15 protein-coding genes are annotated in these 16,803 nt (G+C 55.2%); 13 read left to right on the forward strand and 2 right to left on the reverse strand.

Annotated elements, in window-relative coordinates; all coding sequences use genetic code 11:
• Positions 1-486: 486 nt before the first annotated feature.
• From KJI95_RS07215 to KJI95_RS07235, 5 genes are all read left to right on the forward strand, one after another.
• A complete protein-coding gene (locus KJI95_RS07215) occupies positions 487-2,271 on the forward strand; it encodes an ABCB family ABC transporter ATP-binding protein/permease (protein ID WP_214506506.1) in 1,785 nt (594 codons plus the stop codon).
• A 70-nt stretch (positions 2,272-2,341) separates the two neighbouring features.
• On the forward strand, positions 2,342-2,599 hold the full coding sequence (locus tag KJI95_RS07220) for a hypothetical protein (protein WP_214506507.1): 258 nt from the start codon (positions 2,342-2,344) through the stop codon (positions 2,597-2,599).
• Between the two features lie 433 nt (positions 2,600-3,032).
• Positions 3,033-3,650 (forward strand): DUF5610 domain-containing protein, encoded by a 618-nt coding sequence (locus tag KJI95_RS07225; RefSeq protein WP_214506508.1) that lies wholly within the window; start codon positions 3,033-3,035, stop codon positions 3,648-3,650.
• Between the two features lie 77 nt (positions 3,651-3,727).
• Positions 3,728-4,474: a ferredoxin--NADP reductase gene (locus KJI95_RS07230; protein WP_214506509.1), complete on the forward strand. Its 747-nt coding sequence runs from the start codon at positions 3,728-3,730 to the stop codon at positions 4,472-4,474.
• Positions 4,475-4,492: 18 nt separating this feature from the next.
• Entirely contained in the window at positions 4,493-5,086 is a 594-nt protein-coding gene (locus KJI95_RS07235) for a glutathione S-transferase N-terminal domain-containing protein (protein ID WP_214506510.1), read from the forward strand.
• A 23-nt stretch (positions 5,087-5,109) separates the two neighbouring features.
• Here the strand turns inward: KJI95_RS07235 and KJI95_RS07240 are convergent, their stop codons facing one another.
• Positions 5,110-5,619 carry a hypothetical protein gene (locus KJI95_RS07240; RefSeq protein ID WP_214506511.1) on the reverse strand — a complete coding sequence of 170 codons (510 nt, stop codon included), beginning with the start codon at positions 5,617-5,619 and terminating at the stop codon, positions 5,110-5,112.
• Positions 5,620-5,864: 245 nt separating this feature from the next.
• Here KJI95_RS07240 and KJI95_RS07245 point away from each other — a divergent pair, with 245 nt between their 5' ends.
• The 5 genes from KJI95_RS07245 to KJI95_RS07265 all read left to right on the forward strand — a co-directional run bounded on the left by KJI95_RS07245 (position 5,865) and on the right by KJI95_RS07265 (position 12,601).
• Positions 5,865-6,872 carry an extracellular solute-binding protein gene (locus tag KJI95_RS07245; RefSeq protein WP_214506512.1) on the forward strand — a complete coding sequence of 336 codons (1,008 nt, stop codon included), beginning with the start codon at positions 5,865-5,867 and terminating at the stop codon, positions 6,870-6,872.
• 58 nt (positions 6,873-6,930) lie between these two features.
• The gene (locus tag KJI95_RS07250; protein WP_214506513.1) at positions 6,931-8,664 is read left to right on the forward strand and encodes an ABC transporter permease; all 1,734 of its coding nucleotides are present in this window, start codon (positions 6,931-6,933) and stop codon (positions 8,662-8,664) included.
• On the forward strand, positions 8,664-9,707 hold the full coding sequence (locus KJI95_RS07255; protein WP_214506817.1) for an ABC transporter ATP-binding protein: 1,044 nt from the start codon (positions 8,664-8,666) through the stop codon (positions 9,705-9,707). Before KJI95_RS07250 ends, KJI95_RS07255 begins: the two co-directional genes overlap by 1 nt.
• A gap of 153 nt (positions 9,708-9,860) precedes the next feature.
• A complete protein-coding gene (gene ggt / locus KJI95_RS07260) occupies positions 9,861-11,567 on the forward strand; it encodes a gamma-glutamyltransferase (RefSeq protein WP_214506514.1) in 1,707 nt (568 codons plus the stop codon).
• Positions 11,568-11,665: 98 nt separating this feature from the next.
• Entirely contained in the window at positions 11,666-12,601 is a 936-nt protein-coding gene (locus tag KJI95_RS07265) for a Dyp-type peroxidase (protein ID WP_214506515.1), read from the forward strand.
• A gap of 163 nt (positions 12,602-12,764) precedes the next feature.
• On the opposite strand, the gene argR is transcribed toward KJI95_RS07265, so the two are convergent.
• Complete coding sequence (gene argR / locus KJI95_RS07270) at positions 12,765-13,229, reverse strand: transcriptional regulator ArgR (RefSeq protein ID WP_214506516.1); 465 nt, start codon at positions 13,227-13,229, stop codon at positions 12,765-12,767.
• A gap of 284 nt (positions 13,230-13,513) precedes the next feature.
• Here argR and mdh point away from each other — a divergent pair, with 284 nt between their 5' ends.
• From mdh to KJI95_RS07285, 3 genes are all read left to right on the forward strand, one after another.
• Entirely contained in the window at positions 13,514-14,449 is a 936-nt protein-coding gene (gene mdh, locus KJI95_RS07275; RefSeq protein ID WP_214506517.1) for a malate dehydrogenase, read from the forward strand.
• A gap of 300 nt (positions 14,450-14,749) precedes the next feature.
• A complete protein-coding gene (locus KJI95_RS07280) occupies positions 14,750-15,721 on the forward strand; it encodes an efflux RND transporter periplasmic adaptor subunit (RefSeq protein ID WP_349356714.1) in 972 nt (323 codons plus the stop codon).
• Complete coding sequence (locus KJI95_RS07285) at positions 15,721-16,800, forward strand: efflux RND transporter periplasmic adaptor subunit (RefSeq protein WP_214506519.1); 1,080 nt, start codon at positions 15,721-15,723, stop codon at positions 16,798-16,800. Before KJI95_RS07280 ends, KJI95_RS07285 begins: the two co-directional genes overlap by 1 nt.
• Positions 16,801-16,803: the final 3 nt, after the last annotated feature.

The following is a 16,803-nucleotide window of genomic DNA, read 5'->3' on the forward strand; positions in this document are numbered from 1 at the left end:
AAACTTCCTTAAGTCTTTGTGTATTTCAGGAAAAAATCCTGCATTTTGTACGTTTGCCCAGATAGGTGTGCTGGGCAGCCTTTCGGGTGGTCACAGAGTATCAAATTCTGTTTTTATGTTTAACTACGTCCATGAGGCTGACACAAAATAAATCCTTAATTTAGTCTTAAATGGTTATACATTTTTCGAATTTGTAAGTCAAAAGTTGGTGCTTGTTGGCTTATAAATGGTACGAAGTGCTATAACCGGCGCTAAAATACCATTTCGTGACTGGCATCTTCCAGTGCTTTTGCGCTGGTTTGTCGGTTGGGGATGAGGGTAATGGCGTATTTGTCTGGCCGCAGCATACCTCTAAAGGTATAGCTCACAATAAAATACCGTCACCGTCAGTCCAAGTGCCGCTTTGGCAACTCCGGCAAGCTCCATACTGGCGCCACGGTGGGTGAGTGGTAGAATAAGACGCAAATCTTCTTTGTTGCCAACACTATGCGCCCCTCTGCTTACTTTGACGGCCCAATCGAAAAACTGAACTGGAAAGTACTCACGCTGCTTTGGCCCTATTTGCTGGAGTTTAAAGGGCGGATTTTGCTCGCGCTTTCGTGCCTTGTTGTCGCCAAACTGGCGAGCGTTGGGATGCCGTTTTTGCTGAAAGATTTGGTCGATGGGCTGGATAAGAGCCACGCCGGCGCCCTGGTTGCTGTGCCCATAGGTCTGGTGCTGGCTTATGGCGGAACCCGGCTGCTGATGTCCATCACAGGTGAAATCCGTGACACCCTGTTTGGGCGGGTGACCGAGCGCGCGATCCGCCGGCTGGGGCTGGCGGTGTTTGAGCATTTGCATCGGCTGGATCTGGATTTTCATCTCGAGCGGCGCACCGGCGGTTTGTCACGCGATATCGAGCGCGGCACCAGTGGGGTCAGCTTCCTGATGCGCTTTATGGTGTTCAACATAGTGCCTACCCTGCTCGAAATTGGCCTGGTGGTGGTGATCTTTTTTGTCAAATATGGCTGGCAGTTTGCCGCCATCACCCTGGTGTCTGTGCTGCTGTATATCCTCTTCAGCGTGGTGGCGACCGAGTGGCGCACCACCTATGTGCGCGATGCCGCCAAAGCGGATTCAGTGTCCAATACCCGCGCCATCGACAGCCTGCTGAACTACGAAACCGTTAAGTATTTCAACAATGAAGGCTATGAATCACGCCATTACGACAAGGCACTGGAAACCTGGGAAGTGGCCAAGCGCAATAACCGTCTGTCGCTGTTTGCCCTGAACGGTGGCCAGGCGGTGATCATTGCCGGCGCCATGACGGCGATGATGGCGCTTGCGGCCGTGAACGTGGCGGATGACAAAATGACTCTGGGTGATTTTGTGCTCATCAATGCCTTTATGATGCAGCTCTTTATGCCACTAAACTTCCTTGGTTTTGTGTACCGGGAAATTCGCGGTGCCCTTGCCAATATCGAGCGGATGTTTGGCCTGCTGGATGAAACGCCAAAAATAGTTGACCGCTGCAATCCCATCGACTTTGACTGCCCACGCGGCGAAATCCGTTTTGAGCAGGTGGCGTTCAATTACGACGAGCGTGACATCATCCGCGACGTGAGTTTTACCATAGCACCCGGTGAAAAAGTGGCGGTGGTCGGTGACAGCGGTGCCGGCAAGTCGACCCTTATCAAACTTCTGTTTCGTTTTTACGATGTCAGCAGCGGCCGCATCCTGATTGATGGTGTTGATATCCGCGACATGAGCATGGAGAGTCTTCGCCGCAATATCGCGATTGTGCCGCAGGACACAGTGCTGTTTAACGACAGCCTGCTGGAAAATATCCGCTACGGTCGCCCCGATGCGAGCGATGAGGAAGTGCGGGATGTGATACGTCATGCGCACCTTGAGCAATTTGTCGCGTCGCTTCCCGGCGGCTGGGATACCCGGGTAGGGGAGCGCGGACTTAAGCTTTCTGGCGGTGAAAAGCAGCGGGTTGCCATTGCGCGGGCCATGTTGAAGGGCTCGCCCATTCTGGTATTTGATGAGGCGACTTCATCACTCGACAGCCGCTCAGAGAAAGCGATTTTGGATGCGCTCAAAGAGGTGGCCGTGGGCCACACCAGCCTGGTGGTGGCGCACCGGCTGTCGACTATTGTGGATGCCGACCGGATTGTGGTGCTCAGCCAGGGGCAGATTGCCGAGCAGGGCACCCACGACAATTTGCTTGCGGCCAACGGGCTTTATGCGCGGCTGTGGCATATCCAACATGACCAAAAGATGAAGTAAAGTTCAGGTTTGATTCAGCTCGCAACTCGCATAATCGTCTGATAAACGTGGGAGTTGTAACGGAGTCGCTATGGAAAATATCGCTTTGTTGGTCAACCTGGAAGGTATGTCAGAAAAGGTAACCACGGATTGGAATGCAGTTGCTGCAACCTTGCTAAAGCGCCAGGTATCTCAGGATGCACTGGAAGACATTTATGCGGATTTGTGTGCCGGACTTAAGGTCACAACCCGTGGTTTAACCCTGGCCAAGCTGAATACCGATTTACTGCTGGACGGGATAATATCTGACTCAGTCAAGATACAGGCTGCGGGGGCTTGCCGTTACTGAGTCAGAGAGATTTGCCTACTTGTTGGCTGGCGGATTCTTACGCCAGCCTTCACACAACAGCGGATGTGGCTTTTCGTCATCGGCAGGCACGAGTCTGATGATGCGGCCATCCCTGAAACACAGCTGTTCACCTTCGATTTCCGTCAGCCGATCACAGTTTTGACAACTGGTGCTGCGTACTTTTGCCATTGGTAACTTGGGGTCGTTCAATTACAGGATCCTGGTCTGACAATGGTTGATCCAACTCTCACTCTCATTCCTTGGCGTGAGCTGAATCAATGTTCTTGCGGCCATTATACTCAAGGCAGATGAAGTTTAAATTAAAACTTAAGTCGAGCAGGGTTTCGGGTGTTTTTTGCGCAGATTTCGCTAAAGTTGTGTAAAAAATGTCCGATAACGATGGTGTGATGATCCGTTTGCGTTGAGGTGAGTTATGGAAATTCGTCCGCCCGCGGCCAACCATGGCAGTCAGGTATCCCAGGTCGCACGGGATAAAGAGGCATCTTCCGCTACCAATCATGGTCAGTCGGTTTCAGTTGTCGCCAGTCAGAAAACCGCCGAGCACTCGGCGCGCTCGTTAATGAATGCCGCTATCCTCTCAGCCCAGCAGGAGGTTAACCTCAGCGCAGCCGATGAGCCTATGGTGCTGTTGTACCGCGCGGCCATCGAGGCCATCAACGAGGAGCTTGCGCCCACCCAGGGCGAGAAGGCAATTCAGCGCCTCGCCGATGAAGGGGTTGATACTTCCCCCGAGGCCACCGCCAAACGTATCGTCGACTTTGCCACCCAGTTTTTTGGCGTCTATCAATCGCAAAATCAGAGTCAGTCCTTCGATGAGCAGCTCGATGGTTTTATGTCGGTGATAGGCGGCGCTATCGATCAGGGGTTTAAAGAGGCGCGGGATATTTTATCGGGGCTTAAGGTGCTCGAAGGTGACATTGCGGCCGGCGTCGATAAAACCTACTCGTTGGTGCAGGATGGCCTGAAAGCCTTTTACGACGGCTTCAAGTCGCCCAAGGATGATAACAGCGATAACACCGCCGCCAATTAAGCCGCTCACAGAAAGGGGTTTTTATTTGGCCACCGCTTGCTTATGCTGAACTTTCAAACAGCGTCTTTGGAGGCAGCATGTGGGTAACTGGTGAAGTGGTGGCACGTCGCGATTGGACCGATAAACTGTTTTCGCTGCGGATAAAGGCGCAAATCGCGCCCTTTATTGCCGGGCAGTTTATCAAGTTAAGCCTCGGCGGCGATGAAAAACGGCTGGCGCGTGCCTATTCGCTGGTAAATGCCCCTGATGATGACTGTCTCGAAGTGCTGGCCGTTGCCGTAGAAGATGGTCAGCTGTCGCCCAAACTTCAGGATCTGAATACCGGTGACAAGCTCGAAGTCTCCGCCAGCGCCGCCGGTTTTATGACCTTAAACGAGTTACCGCTTGCCCCCCGTCAAGGCCGAAAACTGTGGATGCTTGCCACAGGCACCGCCGTTGGCCCTTTTATTTCTATGCTGCGCACCGCCGAGCCCTGGCAATTGTTCGATCACCTGGTGCTGGTTTACGGTGTGCGCTACGCACAGGATCTGGCTTACCTTGATGAGCTTCGGGCACTGGAGCGCAGTCAGCCGCAATTCCAGCTGCAATTGTCTGTAACCCGGGAGCACTGCGAGCATGCCATGGGGGTGAGGATCCCCGACGCCATCGCTTCGGGGCTGCTTGAGTCCCGCAGCGGTCTTTTGCTTACAAAGGAAGATTCTCAGGTGATGATTTGCGGTAATCCCGACATGGTCGCCGAAAGCCTTCGGCTGCTGCTTGAGCGGGGGCTTGAGAAAAACCTTCGCCGGGCCCCCGGCCAAATCACTCTGGAAAAATATTGGTAACCCAAAAGGAAAATAACGATGAAGCTTTTGTGCTCTGCGCCGTCTCCCTATTCCCGTCTGGTGCGCATCATAGTGCGCTATCTGGAGCTTGAGGTTGAAGAAGTCAGCACCAACCCGTTTGATAATGGTGATGAGTTGCTGCGCGGCAACCCGCTCGGGCAAATTCCCTGCCTGTTTTTAAGTGATGGCGCGGCGTTGTACGACAGCGAGGTCATCAGCCGTTACCTTGATGTGACCCATGCCAAATCCCAGCTCTTTGGTGCGCCCGGCAGCGATTGGCATCTGCAATGCCAGTTTTCATTGATAAAGGGCCTTATCGACAGCGCGGTTAAACTGCGTCAGGAACAAATGCGTGAAGATGAGGGCGTGCGCTCGCCCTTTTGGACGGCGCGCTATGAACAGGCGCTGCTGCGCGGCATCCGTGAACTTGAGCGTCAGGGCGCGGGTAATCGCAGCCGCATAGATGCCAGTGCCATGGCGCTGGTGTGTCTGCTCGACTACGTGGATTTTCGTCATCCAAGCCTTGATTGGCGTAAGCTCGCGCCAGCAACGGCGCTGTGGTTTGAAGAAGTGCGTGAGCTGCCAGTGTTTGCCCAAACCCGCCCAGGCTGAGCGAAAAGCGCGGATTATTCAGCTCAGTGATCGCTAAGCCGCCTGCCTTTGGAGCGGGCGCGGCGGTTAGTCTCACCAAAGTGGCCGTAGAGTTCGTCGGACAGGCCATAACGGGCGCGCCGATCAGTGCCGGGGACTCGTCTGTCTTCAAAGTGCTGGTAGTGGCATTGACACTGGGCTTTATCGCAGTTTGGCAGGGGCAGGGTGGGGGCTTCGGCCGATAAAAAACGTTTCTGCCCAAGGGCTTTTTGGGCGGTGCAGCTGTCGCTGTCGCTGACAATTGCCACGCAGTGGAACGGATGTTCTCCGTGATGGGCGCTGACGTTGTGACTGGCATGCAGCGCCACTTCCTCGAGTGTTTCATACACAGGCGCGCTGCGCAGTGCCCGCTCCTCTGACACACCTTTGCCATGGGCGGCATGGCCATTGCGCTGGCGTTGATGCCGCTGAAGCCAGTGATTGGCCTGATAGTGGCTGTAGCCAAACCAGCCCAGCGTCAGCAGCACGGCCATAATCAAGAACGCCACCGCCATAGGGCCCACTCCCGAGTCCGTAATCAATTAAGCTTCAGTTTAGTTTAGTTTGAGATAATCGCCGGTTTTACTGGTTTGAAGCTCGTTGAGATTTGGATCAAAATCTTTAAAAATCATTGGCTAGCATAACAATTTCTCGGTTTTTTGTTGCTTGGCTCCAAAGCTTGAATTACCCTTGTCGGAAGTGATAATAATTATCATTAGTTAGTTTGATTCTCAGGGCATCAACTTCACCGGAGTTCGACATGAAATTATCCAAAGGGATCCTGTTTGCCGGCTTGGCCTGTATCGCGGGCACCAGCGTGGCGGCTGAACAATTAACCATTTACTCCTACCGCCAGGCGTTCCTTATCGAACCCATTCTTGCCGAATTTACCAAAGAAACCGGCATCAAAACCCAGGTGGTGTTTGCCAAAGACGGCATTGCCGAGCGCCTGCAGCGCGAAGGCCGACTGTCGAAAGCGGATCTGGTACTGACCTCTGATTTTTCCAAGCTGATGGAACTGGTTGATAAAAACCTGGTTGCCAAGGTCGACAGCCCGGTGCTCGAAAGCAATATTCCGGCGCAGCTGCGCTCAGAAGGCGATGACTGGTATGCCCTGACTGTGCGCACCCGCAGCCTGTATTCCTCCAAAGAACGCCTCGGCAAGCTGGATATCGACTATGAAGATCTGGCCAAGCCTGAGTACAAAGGCAAAATTTGTACCCGCAGCGGCAAGCACCCGTACAACATTTCGCTGGTTGCCTCTATGATTGCCCACAAGGGCGAGGCCGAAACCCGCACCTGGCTTGAAGGGCTTAAGGCAAACCTCGCCCGCGTGCCGCAGGGTAACGATCGCGCTCAGGTAAAAGCCGTAAAAGAAGGCCTGTGTGATATCGCCATCGGCAACAGCTATTACTTTGGCGCCATGATGCAGGACCCAGAGCAAAAGAGCTGGGCCGAGGCGGTATACATTAACTTCCCCAATCAGAAAAACCGCGGCACCCACATCAACGTGTCCGGTATGGCCCTGCCCAAGCACGCGCCAAACCGCGACCAGGCGGTCAAGCTGATGGAGTTCCTATCTTCCGACAAAGCCCAGCAGGCCTATGCCGAAGTGAACATGGAATATCCGGTCAAGGCCGATGTGAAGCCGTCTGCCATCGTGGCGTCCTGGGGTGAGTTCAAGGCCGACAGTCTGCCGATTGGCAAGCTGGCCGAAAACCACGCCGCAGCGGTGAAGCTGCTCGATGAAGTGAAATTTGATCTCTGACGGCAGGATAGCCCGTTAAAGCGCGGCGTCAGGGACGACGCCGCACGCGGATACAGTTATGGTTGTTGGTTTACCCAAGCGCTGGTCGCTTGTGGGTTTTGTAATTGCCTTTTTACTGCTGACGCCACTGCTGGCGCTGCTGACCCTTGCCACCTTGCCTGACGGCGAGGTGTTTGCGCATCTGACAAACACCGTACTGCCAAGTTATATCGCCAACACCGCCAAGCTGATGCTGGCCGTGGTGCTGTTGTCGCTGCTGTTTGCCGTGCCTGCTGCCTGGCTGGTGGCGCGCTGCGACTTACCCGGGCGGCGATTTTTCCAGTGGGCGTTGCTGCTTCCGCTGGCGATGCCGGGCTATGTGGTGGCTTACATCTATACCGATTTGCTCGATTACCCGGGGCCGGTGCAGCGCTTTGTGCGGAGTCTGCTTGGCGCTACCTCGCCCGCTGATTACTGGTTTCCCGATATTCGAAGCCTTGGCGGCGCGGCATTGATGCTGGCGCTGGTGCTGTTTCCTTATATCTTTTTGCTGGGGCGCACCGCCTTTATGGAGCAGTCATTAAGCCTGCTGCAGGCGTCCCGCATTATGGGTGCCAGCGAGCGGCAAAGCTTCTGGCGCCTGTCGTTGCCCATGGCGCGCCCGGCCATTGCCGCCGGCGTGGCGCTGGTGGCGATGGAAACCGCCGCCGACTTTGCCACCGTGAGTTACTTTGCGGTGCCTACCCTGACAACCGCTGTGTACGACACCTGGCTGGGTTACGGCAGCCTTGCCTCGGCATCCAAGCTGTCGGTGATCATTCTGCTGGCGGTGTTTTTACTGATTTACCTTGAGCGTTTTGCCCGGCGCAAACAGGAGCTGTTTCAGCGTCAGGCGCTGACAGGCCAGATCCCGCTGTTATCCCTTGGCCGCTGGCGCTGGCCAGCCTTTGGATTTTGCCTGTTGCTGCTGCTGGCATCCTTTATATTGCCGCTCGGGATTTTGCTCGATTACGCCATCCGCTACTTTGGCGCCAGTTGGAACAGTGAATTTTTCCAATTCAGTTGGAACAGCTTCTATTTATCCGCCCTGAGCGCCGCCCTGTGTGTGCTGCTGGCACTGGCGCTGCTTTATGTGGGCCGTATCAGCCCAAGGCGCATCGACAGCTGGCCTGCGCGCCTTGCCAGCAGCGGTTATGCGCTGCCCGGCACTGTGCTTGCCATTGGCGTGCTTGGGCCGCTGACCTGGCTTGATTTTGCCATCAATGACCTTGCTGACTGGTTAGGGCGAGAAGGACCCGGGCTTATTTTCAGTGGCAGCGTAGCGGCGCTGCTGTTTGCCTTTTGTGTGCGTTTTGCCGCGATTGCCATTGGCGGTATCGAAAATTCCTGGCGGCGACTGTCGCCGTCGCTCGATATGGCGGCGCTGACCATGGGCAAGGGGCCGCTGTCGATGTTCTTTTTAGTGCACTTACCGCTGCTGCGTACCGGCATTCTGGCCGCCTTGCTGCTGGTGTTTATCGAGGCAATGAAAGAGTTGCCGGCAGCGCTTTTGCTCAGGCCCATCGGCTTTGAAAATCTCGCCACCCATGTGTTTCAGTATGTCTCGGACGAGCGACTGGAGCAGGGGGCGCTGGCGGCGATTGTGATAGTGCTGGTTGGACTGGTTCCACTGATTTTGCTAAACCGCTCGCTTGAGCTTAAGGCACCTGACAGCCCTGTGTCTGACAGCCCTGTATCTGACAGCCCTGTATCTGACAGCCCTGTATCTGACAGCCCTGTGTCTGTTAACCCTATGTCGCCGAAGGAGCGCTGATTATGTCCACCCTCAGCATTCAGGATTTACACAGTGACTATCGCGGCGTAACCGTGCTCAGCGGGCTGTCGCTCACCCTGGCACAGGGCGAAATTGTGGCGCTGCTTGGCCCAAGTGGCTGCGGCAAAACCACCTTGCTGCGCAGCATTGCCGGTTTGCAGGGCATCTCCCGCGGCAGTGTCGCTATCAGCGGTCAGCTGGTAAACGATGCTTCTTCCGGGGTATTCACAGCGCCTGAAAAGCGCGGCATCGGCATGATATTTCAGGACTATGCGCTGTTTCCGCACCTGAGTGTGGCCGACAATATCCTCTTTGGGGTAAAGGGGTTGAATGCCAAGGAGCGCGCCGCACGGCTTGACGATATGCTTGCGCTGGTGAAACTGCCCGGGCTTGCCAAGCGCTATCCCCATGAATTATCGGGCGGCCAGCAGCAGCGGGTGTCGATTGCGCGGGCGCTTGCCTATGAGCCGCAGCTGCTGCTGCTCGATGAGCCATTTTCGAATATCGATGCCCAGGTGCGCCGGGCGCTGATGCTGGAAATTCGCGCCATATTGAAGGCGCGTAATGTATCGGCGGTGTTTGTAACCCACAGCAAGGACGAGGCTTTTGCCTTTGCCGATACCCTGGCGCTGTTTGAAGATGGTCGTATTGTCCAACACGGTATCCCCGAAACCCTGTATCAGCGGCCAAAGACCGCCTATGTCGCCGATTTCCTCGGTGCCTCCAATTATCTGGCAGTCACGGCCACGCCCCTCGATGCGGGTTACCGGATTGAGAGCGCCATCGGCAGTTATCCGTTTGCCGGACTTACCGAGGCGCCTTCCCGCGGCCGCTGGCTGCTGCGGCCCGAGCACTTGCTGTTGGAAGAAGACGCCGGCGGCGAAGGCATCATCCTTGAGCGGCGCTTCCTTGGGAATGGTTGCCATTATCTGGTGCAGCTCGGTGAGCAGGTGCTCGATATCCACAGTCACTTAGGTCATCTTGGCTGCGGCGCTCGGGTGCGGGTCACAGCCGATGTCGATGAGCCTGTGCTGTTTGCTTAGGTCTGGTTGTTTGCTTAGGTCTGCCTGTTTGCTTAGGTCTTGTTGGCTCTAGCCTTGTAGCGATTGTGTGACTTTCTGTTTAGCATTCTGTTTACATAAACAGGTGATTTAGTACTGAAAACTGTGTAGGTTGGTGAGCACGGAGGTGCTGTTATGAACCTATTTTCAGTCAAATCGCTGGCCCTTTTGCTGGGCGGCCTTGTTATCGCAGGAGGCGCAGAGGCTATGGACAGGATCACAGGTAAAGCCTTTGCCACCCGCTCTGAGGTGTATGCCACCCAGGGCATGGCGGCTACCAGTCAGCCGCTCGCGACCCAGGTAGCGCTGGATGTACTCAAAGCCGGCGGTAATGCCGTGGATGCGGCCATTGCGGCCAACGCCATGCTCGGCCTGGTTGAGCCGACCGGTGCCGGCATTGGCGGCGACCTGTACGCCATGGTCTGGAGCGCCAAAGAGAAAAAGCTCTATGGCCTCAACGCCTCCGGCCGCAGCCCCAAATCCCTGACACTCGAGATGCTCAAAGCCAAAGGGCTTGAGTTTCTGCCGCCCTATGGCCCCTTGCCCGTGTCTGTGCCAGGCACAGTGGATGGCTGGTTTGAGCTGCACGGCAGATTCGGCCGCCTACCGATGGATAAACTGCTGGCCCCCGCCATCGACTACGGCAGACGCGGCTTTCCCGTCTCTGAGCTGATTGCCTATTACCTCGAGGGCAGTGCTCGCAGGCTGGCGCAGTATCCCGGTTTCAGCGACACCTTTATGCCCGGCGGCAAAATGCCGAAAGTGGGCGAGATTATGAAAAACCCCGGGCTTGCCGACAGCTATGAAAAAATCGCCAACGGCGGACGGGATGCGTTTTACAAGGGCGACATTGCCCGCACCATTGCCGATTATATGCAGGCCAATGGCGGCTACCTGAGCTATGACGACCTTTCGAGCCACCGCAGCGACTGGATTGAGCCTGTGTCGGTGAATTACCGGGGTTATGACGTGTGGGAGTTGCCGCCAAACGGCCAGGGTATTGCCGCACTGCAAATTCTGAAAATGCTCGAAGGCCATGACTTGGCCGCCCTTGGCCATGACAGCGCCGAGTATGTGCATCTCTTTGTGGAAGCCAAAAAGCTGGCCTTTGCCGACCGGGCACGGTTTTACGCCGACATGGATTTTGCCCGGGTGCCGGTGGCTGAACTTATTTCTGACGCCTATAACCGCGAGCGCGCCAAGCTGATTGGTGCCCGCGCCGCCAAGTCGGTGGAGCCCGGTAATCCGCACCTTGAACAGGGTGATACCGTGTATCTCACCACCGCCGACAGCGAAGGCAATATGGTGTCGCTCATCCAAAGCAACTTTCGCGGCATGGGCTCGGGCATGACGCCGCCAGGGCTTGGATTTGTGTTGCAGGACCGTGGGCAACTCTTTGATTTAACGCCGGGACGCTCCAACTCTTATGTGCCGGGCAAGCGGCCGTTTCATACCATCATTCCGGCTTTTATCACCAAAGACGGCAAGCCCTGGCTCAGTTTCGGGGTGATGGGCGGTGCGACCCAGCCACAGATGCACGCCCAGATTGTCATCAATCTGGTCGATTTCGGCATGAATCTGCAGGAAGCCGGCGATGCGCCGCGCATTCTGCATTCAGGCTCCAGCGAGCCCACGGGCGAAGTCATGAGCGATGGCGGCTACGTGAGTCTGGAGTCTGGCTTTTCGATGGAAACTCGCCGTGAGCTCGCCAAGAAAGGCCACGTGCTGCGGGATGTGATTGGCGAGTTTGGCGGCTATCAGGCCATCGGCATCAATGTCGACACCGGCGTGTACCGCGGCGCCTCAGAGAGCCGCAAAGACGGTCAGGCGGCGGGATATTGAGCACCAATCGCGCATATTGTGCGTCAATCGGTGCTATTTTTCGCTAAAGTTCGGGATAATACGACCGACAATGACATATTCAGTAAGGTCTTATAGTTATGGATAATCAGGTTATGCCACGTGAACAGTTGGGCGTTTGTGCTGAAGGTAATTTGCATAGCATCTATCTGATGTTCAATGCCAACGACGGTGTTGAGGCGCCGCTGCGCTCAAGTCTTGCCAGTGTTGCCGAGTATCTTTATGACCTCACAGATCAATACGCCGACAGTGCCTTCAATGGCTTTGTCGCCATCGGCGCCAACTATTGGGACAGCCTGTTTCCGGCTGAGCGCCCGGCACACTTAAAGCCATTTCCTGCAATGCAGGAGGGTAACCGCAGCGCTCCGGCCATCGAGTTTGACCTGTTTGTGCATCTTCGCTGCGACCGGCTCGACATACTGCATCTGGTGGCCAATGAGGTTAACCAGATGCTGGAAGAGCAGGTTGAACTTATTGAAGAAGAACGGGGTTTTCGCTTTATGGACAGCCGCGATCTGACCGGTTTTGTCGATGGCACTGAAAATCCCAAGGGCCGTCACCGTCAGGAAGTGGCACTGGTGGGCGATGAAGACCCGCTGTTCAAAGGCGGCAGTTATGTGCATGTGCAGAAATTTGCTCATAACCTGTCGAAGTGGCATCGGCTGCCGGTGAAAAAACAGGAAGATATTATTGGCCGCACCAAGGTTGATAACGTCGAGTACGAGTCTGAGGACAAGCCGCTTACCAGCCATATCAAGCGGGTAAACCTGAAAGATGAGCAGGGCCGCTCGCTGGAAATTTTACGCCAGAGCATGCCTTATGGTTCGGTAAAAGAGCAGGGGCTGATGTTTATCTCTGTGTGCCGCACGCCGTTTCATTTTGAAAAGATGCTGCAATCTATGGTGCATGGTGACGGTCAGGGCAACCATGACCATCTGATGCACTTTACCCGCGCCATGACAGGCTCGTCTTTCTTTGCGCCGTCGCTGGACTTTTTGCGTAAAGATTTGGACTGACAATAAAAAACGCCTCCGGAAGGAGGCGTTTTTGTGCCGATATGTTGGCTCTGCCTTGGCTTAACGCTTACTGCCTGAGCTTAGCGCCTGCTGCTTGAGGTCAGCACCGGGATGAGTTGTTATAATCTCCGGTGCCGTGCGCAGGCGCTACTCGGCGCAGGCGTTACTCGGCATAGTTGAACAGGGATTTCACCGTTTCCAGGGTGTCTTCGATGTTCTTGATGCTGGATGGGCAGATAAAAATGGTGTCATCACCGGCGATGGTGCCGAGGATCCCTTCGGGTTTACCGATGGAGTCCAGCAGCCGAGCGATAAGCTGCGCTGCGCCGGGGCTGGTTCGCACCACAATCATGGCCTGATTGTGATCCACATCCAGCACCAGATTTTTCAGCGGACTGCCTGCGGTCGGCACACCGAGCTCGGCGGGCAGACAGTAGACCATCTCCTGCTTGGCATTGCGGGTGCGCACGGCGCCGAACTTGCTCAGCATGCGGGAGACTTTGGATTGGTTAATATTGCCGAAGCCTTCCGACTGCAGCGCGTTGACTATTTCACTCTGGGACCCAAAGCGCTCTTCCTTTAACAGCGCCTTGAAGGTTCTGACTAAATCATCTTGATTTTTTTGCATAGTGGGCGGCTTTGTAGTTATTCAAAAATCCAGCGCATTCTGCATACTTTAAAGCCAAAAGTCAACATTTCAGCGATTTTCATGAATAAAAATGCATGCTGACCAAGCCTTCCGGACGGCCGGTCAAACGGGTGTTTCAGATTGCTGACAATTCCGGCGATAAAGCGCGCAAACTCAGGCGCTACGCGACCAAGGGATAATTGAAATTTGTGTGACTATGCTTTAATGTGGCGCCATCGCGTAAGGATCTACCTCACAATTTCCGAGATATAACGGAGAATACTATGAAAGTTGCTGTTCTTGGCGCCGCCGGTGGTATCGGCCAGGCTCTCGCCCTACTTCTGAAAACCCAACTGCCAGCCGGTTCCAAGCTGTCTCTGTACGACATCGCCCCGGTAACCCCAGGTGTTGCGGTTGACCTGAGCCACATCCCAACTGCCGTTGAAGTAAAAGGTTTCTCCGGTGAAGATCCGACTCCTGCTCTGGAAGGCGCCGATGTGGTGCTGATCTCTGCCGGTGTTGCCCGTAAGCCAGGCATGGATCGCTCAGATCTGTTCAACATCAACGCTGGTATCGTGCGTAACCTGATTGAAAAAGTGGCCGTGACCTGTCCAAAGGCACTGGTTGGTATCATCACCAACCCGGTTAACACCACTGTTGCCATCGCTGCCGAAGTACTGAAAAAGGCTGGCGTTTACGACAAGAACCGTCTGTTCGGTGTGACCACTCTGGACGTTATCCGCGCCGAGACCTTCGTTGCTGAAGCTAAAGGCGTTGACGTTGCCAGCGTGAAAGTAAACGTGATTGGCGGCCACAGCGGCGTGACCATTCTGCCTCTGCTGTCTCAAATCGAAGGCGTAAGCTTCAGCGATGACGAAGTCGCTGCTCTGACCAAGCGTATCCAGAACGCCGGTACTGAAGTAGTTGAAGCCAAGGCCGGTGGCGGCAGCGCTACCCTGTCTATGGGTCAGGCTGCATTCCGTTTTGGTATGTCGCTTATTCGTGGTCTGCAGGGCGAAGCCAACGTAGTTGAATGTGCCTACGTAGATGGCGGCAGCGAGCACGCAGTGTTCTTCGCTCAGCCAGTGCTGCTGGGTAAAAACGGCGTTGAAAAAGTACTGCCTTACGGCGAAGTGAGTGCGTTTGAAGCCAACGCCCGCGACGCTATGCTGGACACCCTGAAGGGCGACATCCAGCTCGGCGTGGACTTCGTTAAGTAAGTCCCCCCCGATTAAAAAAGCGGAGCCTGATGGCTCCGTTTTTTTTACCTCAAATAAGGTATTTTCATTGAAATTCAGTGCTATTCCTCGCATAGCGTCATAAAACTGTTAGCATTATTGAGGAGTTGTGACCTCGGATGCGGGGCATTCACTGTGAATTACAGGAGTTTTTCAATGACCAGGTTCAGGCTGCCAGCCCAACTTTGGGTGGCACTGTTGCTCGGATTTCTGAGCAGTGCGGCAAGCGCAGAAGTAAAGGCACAAGTAAATAAAGAATCCCACCACGGAAACCACAAAGAGGTGCCGAGGCCAGTTAAGCTGACCCAGATTTCCCTTGGCGATGGCATGAGCCAGCGCTTGCTGCCGGGCGAAGTGCGCGCGGCTGAGCGTGCCGGGCTCTCTTTCAGGGTTGGCGGCGAAATTCAGCAGATTAATGTCAGGCCCGGTGAAGAGGTTAAGGCCGGCCAGGTGCTGGCGCTGCTTGACCCTGCTCTTTACGAGCAGCAGCTTGAAGTTGCCCGCGCCCAGTATGAGCTTGCACGGGTGCTGTATCAGCGAAATCTCAGTCTGGTAGAGCAGGGCGTGGTGTCGCGCAACGACTTTGATAAATCCAAAAGTAACCATGATGTCGCCAAAGCGGCGTTGGATAAGGCCGAAGTGGAACTGGCTTATACCCGTCTTTTGGCGCCATACGATGGTGTCATTTCCAAACGCGATAAGCGGCAGTTTGAATATGTCCGTGCCCAGGAAACTGTGCTCGGCATTCGCACTGAAAATCAGATAGATGTGAGCTTTCAGCTGCCTGAGCAATTTATCGGCGCTATCCAACGTTATCAGGCGAGTACCGGCAAAGTCCTGCCGCCAGAGGTGCGTTTTGACAGTCGCGATGCCTGGTTTCCTGCCCGACTCAAAGAAATGAGCACAGTGGCCGACAGCGCCACCGGCAGTTACACCGTAATTGTAACCTTGCCCATGCCAGAGGATCTGAATGTATTACCCGGCATGTCGGCCTCAGTGCGGGTTTTGCTGCCGGCCCAGGGGCTTAGCGGCAATACGCCCGTTCCGGCGGGCGCTGTGGTGACTGCAGCCGATAAAACCTATGTGTTTCGCTGGCTGCCCGATGACAATCGGGTCGAAAAAGTCGCGGTGGTGATTCAGGATGGCAAGCTGGTCTCAGGGCTTAACGACGGCGATTTTCTGGTGATAGCCGGCGCCGATGAACTGAAGGATGGGCAGGCCGCGGTGCGCTGGGTCAAGGAGCGGGGACTGTGATGAAAAAGTCATTTATCTTGTTGGCCATACTGCCACTTTTCTCGCTGGTGGCCTGCCGTCAGGCGCCAGAGATTGCCGATAAACCTGTCAGGGTGGCTGTGTATACCATTCCCCAGACCGACAATCAGGTGAACCGGGTGTTCAACGGGGTGGCGCGGGCGCAGGATTTAACCGCGCTGGCATTTCGCCTCGAGGGGCGGGTTGCGCGCATTCCGGTGACCAAGGGCCAGACGGTCAAGGCCGGTGACGTGCTTGCCCTGCTTGAGAAAAGCGATTTTCAGATTGCCCTTAACGATCGAAACGCCCGCCTCGATGTAACCCGCAAGCAGGCCGAGCGCTCCAAAATTCTGGTGGATCAAAAACTGATGGCCCAGGCCGAGTACGATCAGATGAATGCCCAATATCTGGTCGCCCGCGCCGAAGCGCGTCAGGCGGAGTTGATGCTGGAATACACAGAGCTTAAGGCACCCTTTGATGGGGTGATTGGTGATGTGTTTATCGAGTCATTTGAAAACGTGCAGCCCGGCAAGGCGGTGATGAGTATTCACCGCACCGCCCAGATTGAGGTTGATGTGCAGGTGCCGGATCTCCTGATTGCCGTGTCGAGAAAGGCCGAACCCAGCGCCCAGAAATACGCGTTTGATGTGTCCTTTGAAGCCTTCCCAAACAGCAGCTTTGTCGGTCGTTTGCTGGAAGTGAGCACCGAAAAAGACCCGGTTTCTCAAACCTATGTGGCGACCATAGCCGTTGATTTACCTGCCGGCGTTAAGGTGCTCGAAGGTATGCCGGCCAAGGTCACGGTTGACCTCGGCAAGGTTACTTATACCCACAGCCGAGAGTTTTTGTTGCCCGCCGGCGCCGTGGTGATGCGCGATGGCAGTGATATCGACAAGCAGGATGCGGGCGTGTGGCTGTACGAGGAGCAAACCGGCACAGTGCGCTTTAAGCAGGTCACTCTTGGCGTGATTGTCGGTCAGAGCATTGAGGTCACCTCAGGGCTCAGTGACGGTCAGCATGTGGTTATTCAGGGCCAGTCGCGGCTGGTGGATGGCCAAAAAGTAGAATTGATTCAGGGATAAGGA

This window comes from Shewanella jiangmenensis (assembly GCF_018596335.1).
GTDB lineage: Bacteria > Pseudomonadota > Gammaproteobacteria > Enterobacterales > Shewanellaceae > Shewanella > Shewanella jiangmenensis.

Bases quoted from the DNA above. Each gene is read 5' to 3' on its own strand.
- KJI95_RS07265 (WP_214506515.1), top strand. From the start codon at position 11,666: ATGGATAATCAGGTTATGCCACGTGAACAGTTGGGCGTTTGTGCTGAA.
- KJI95_RS07250 (WP_214506513.1), top strand. From the start codon at position 6,931: ATGGTTGTTGGTTTACCCAAGCGCTGGTCGCTTGTGGGTTTTGTAATT.
- KJI95_RS07225 (WP_214506508.1), top strand. From the start codon at position 3,033: ATGGAAATTCGTCCGCCCGCGGCCAACCATGGCAGTCAGGTATCCCAG.
- KJI95_RS07230 (WP_214506509.1), top strand. From the start codon at position 3,728: ATGTGGGTAACTGGTGAAGTGGTGGCACGTCGCGATTGGACCGATAAA.
- KJI95_RS07245 (WP_214506512.1), top strand. From the start codon at position 5,865: ATGAAATTATCCAAAGGGATCCTGTTTGCCGGCTTGGCCTGTATCGCG.
- KJI95_RS07240 (WP_214506511.1), bottom strand. From the start codon at position 5,619: ATGGCGGTGGCGTTCTTGATTATGGCCGTGCTGCTGACGCTGGGCTGG.
- KJI95_RS07235 (WP_214506510.1), top strand. From the start codon at position 4,493: ATGAAGCTTTTGTGCTCTGCGCCGTCTCCCTATTCCCGTCTGGTGCGC.
- KJI95_RS07220 (WP_214506507.1), top strand. From the start codon at position 2,342: ATGGAAAATATCGCTTTGTTGGTCAACCTGGAAGGTATGTCAGAAAAG.
- mdh (WP_214506517.1), top strand. From the start codon at position 13,514: ATGAAAGTTGCTGTTCTTGGCGCCGCCGGTGGTATCGGCCAGGCTCTC.
- KJI95_RS07215 (WP_214506506.1), top strand. From the start codon at position 487: ATGCGCCCCTCTGCTTACTTTGACGGCCCAATCGAAAAACTGAACTGG.
- argR (WP_214506516.1), bottom strand. From the start codon at position 13,229: ATGCAAAAAAATCAAGATGATTTAGTCAGAACCTTCAAGGCGCTGTTA.
- KJI95_RS07285 (WP_214506519.1), top strand. From the start codon at position 15,721: ATGAAAAAGTCATTTATCTTGTTGGCCATACTGCCACTTTTCTCGCTG.
- ggt (WP_214506514.1), top strand. From the start codon at position 9,861: ATGAACCTATTTTCAGTCAAATCGCTGGCCCTTTTGCTGGGCGGCCTT.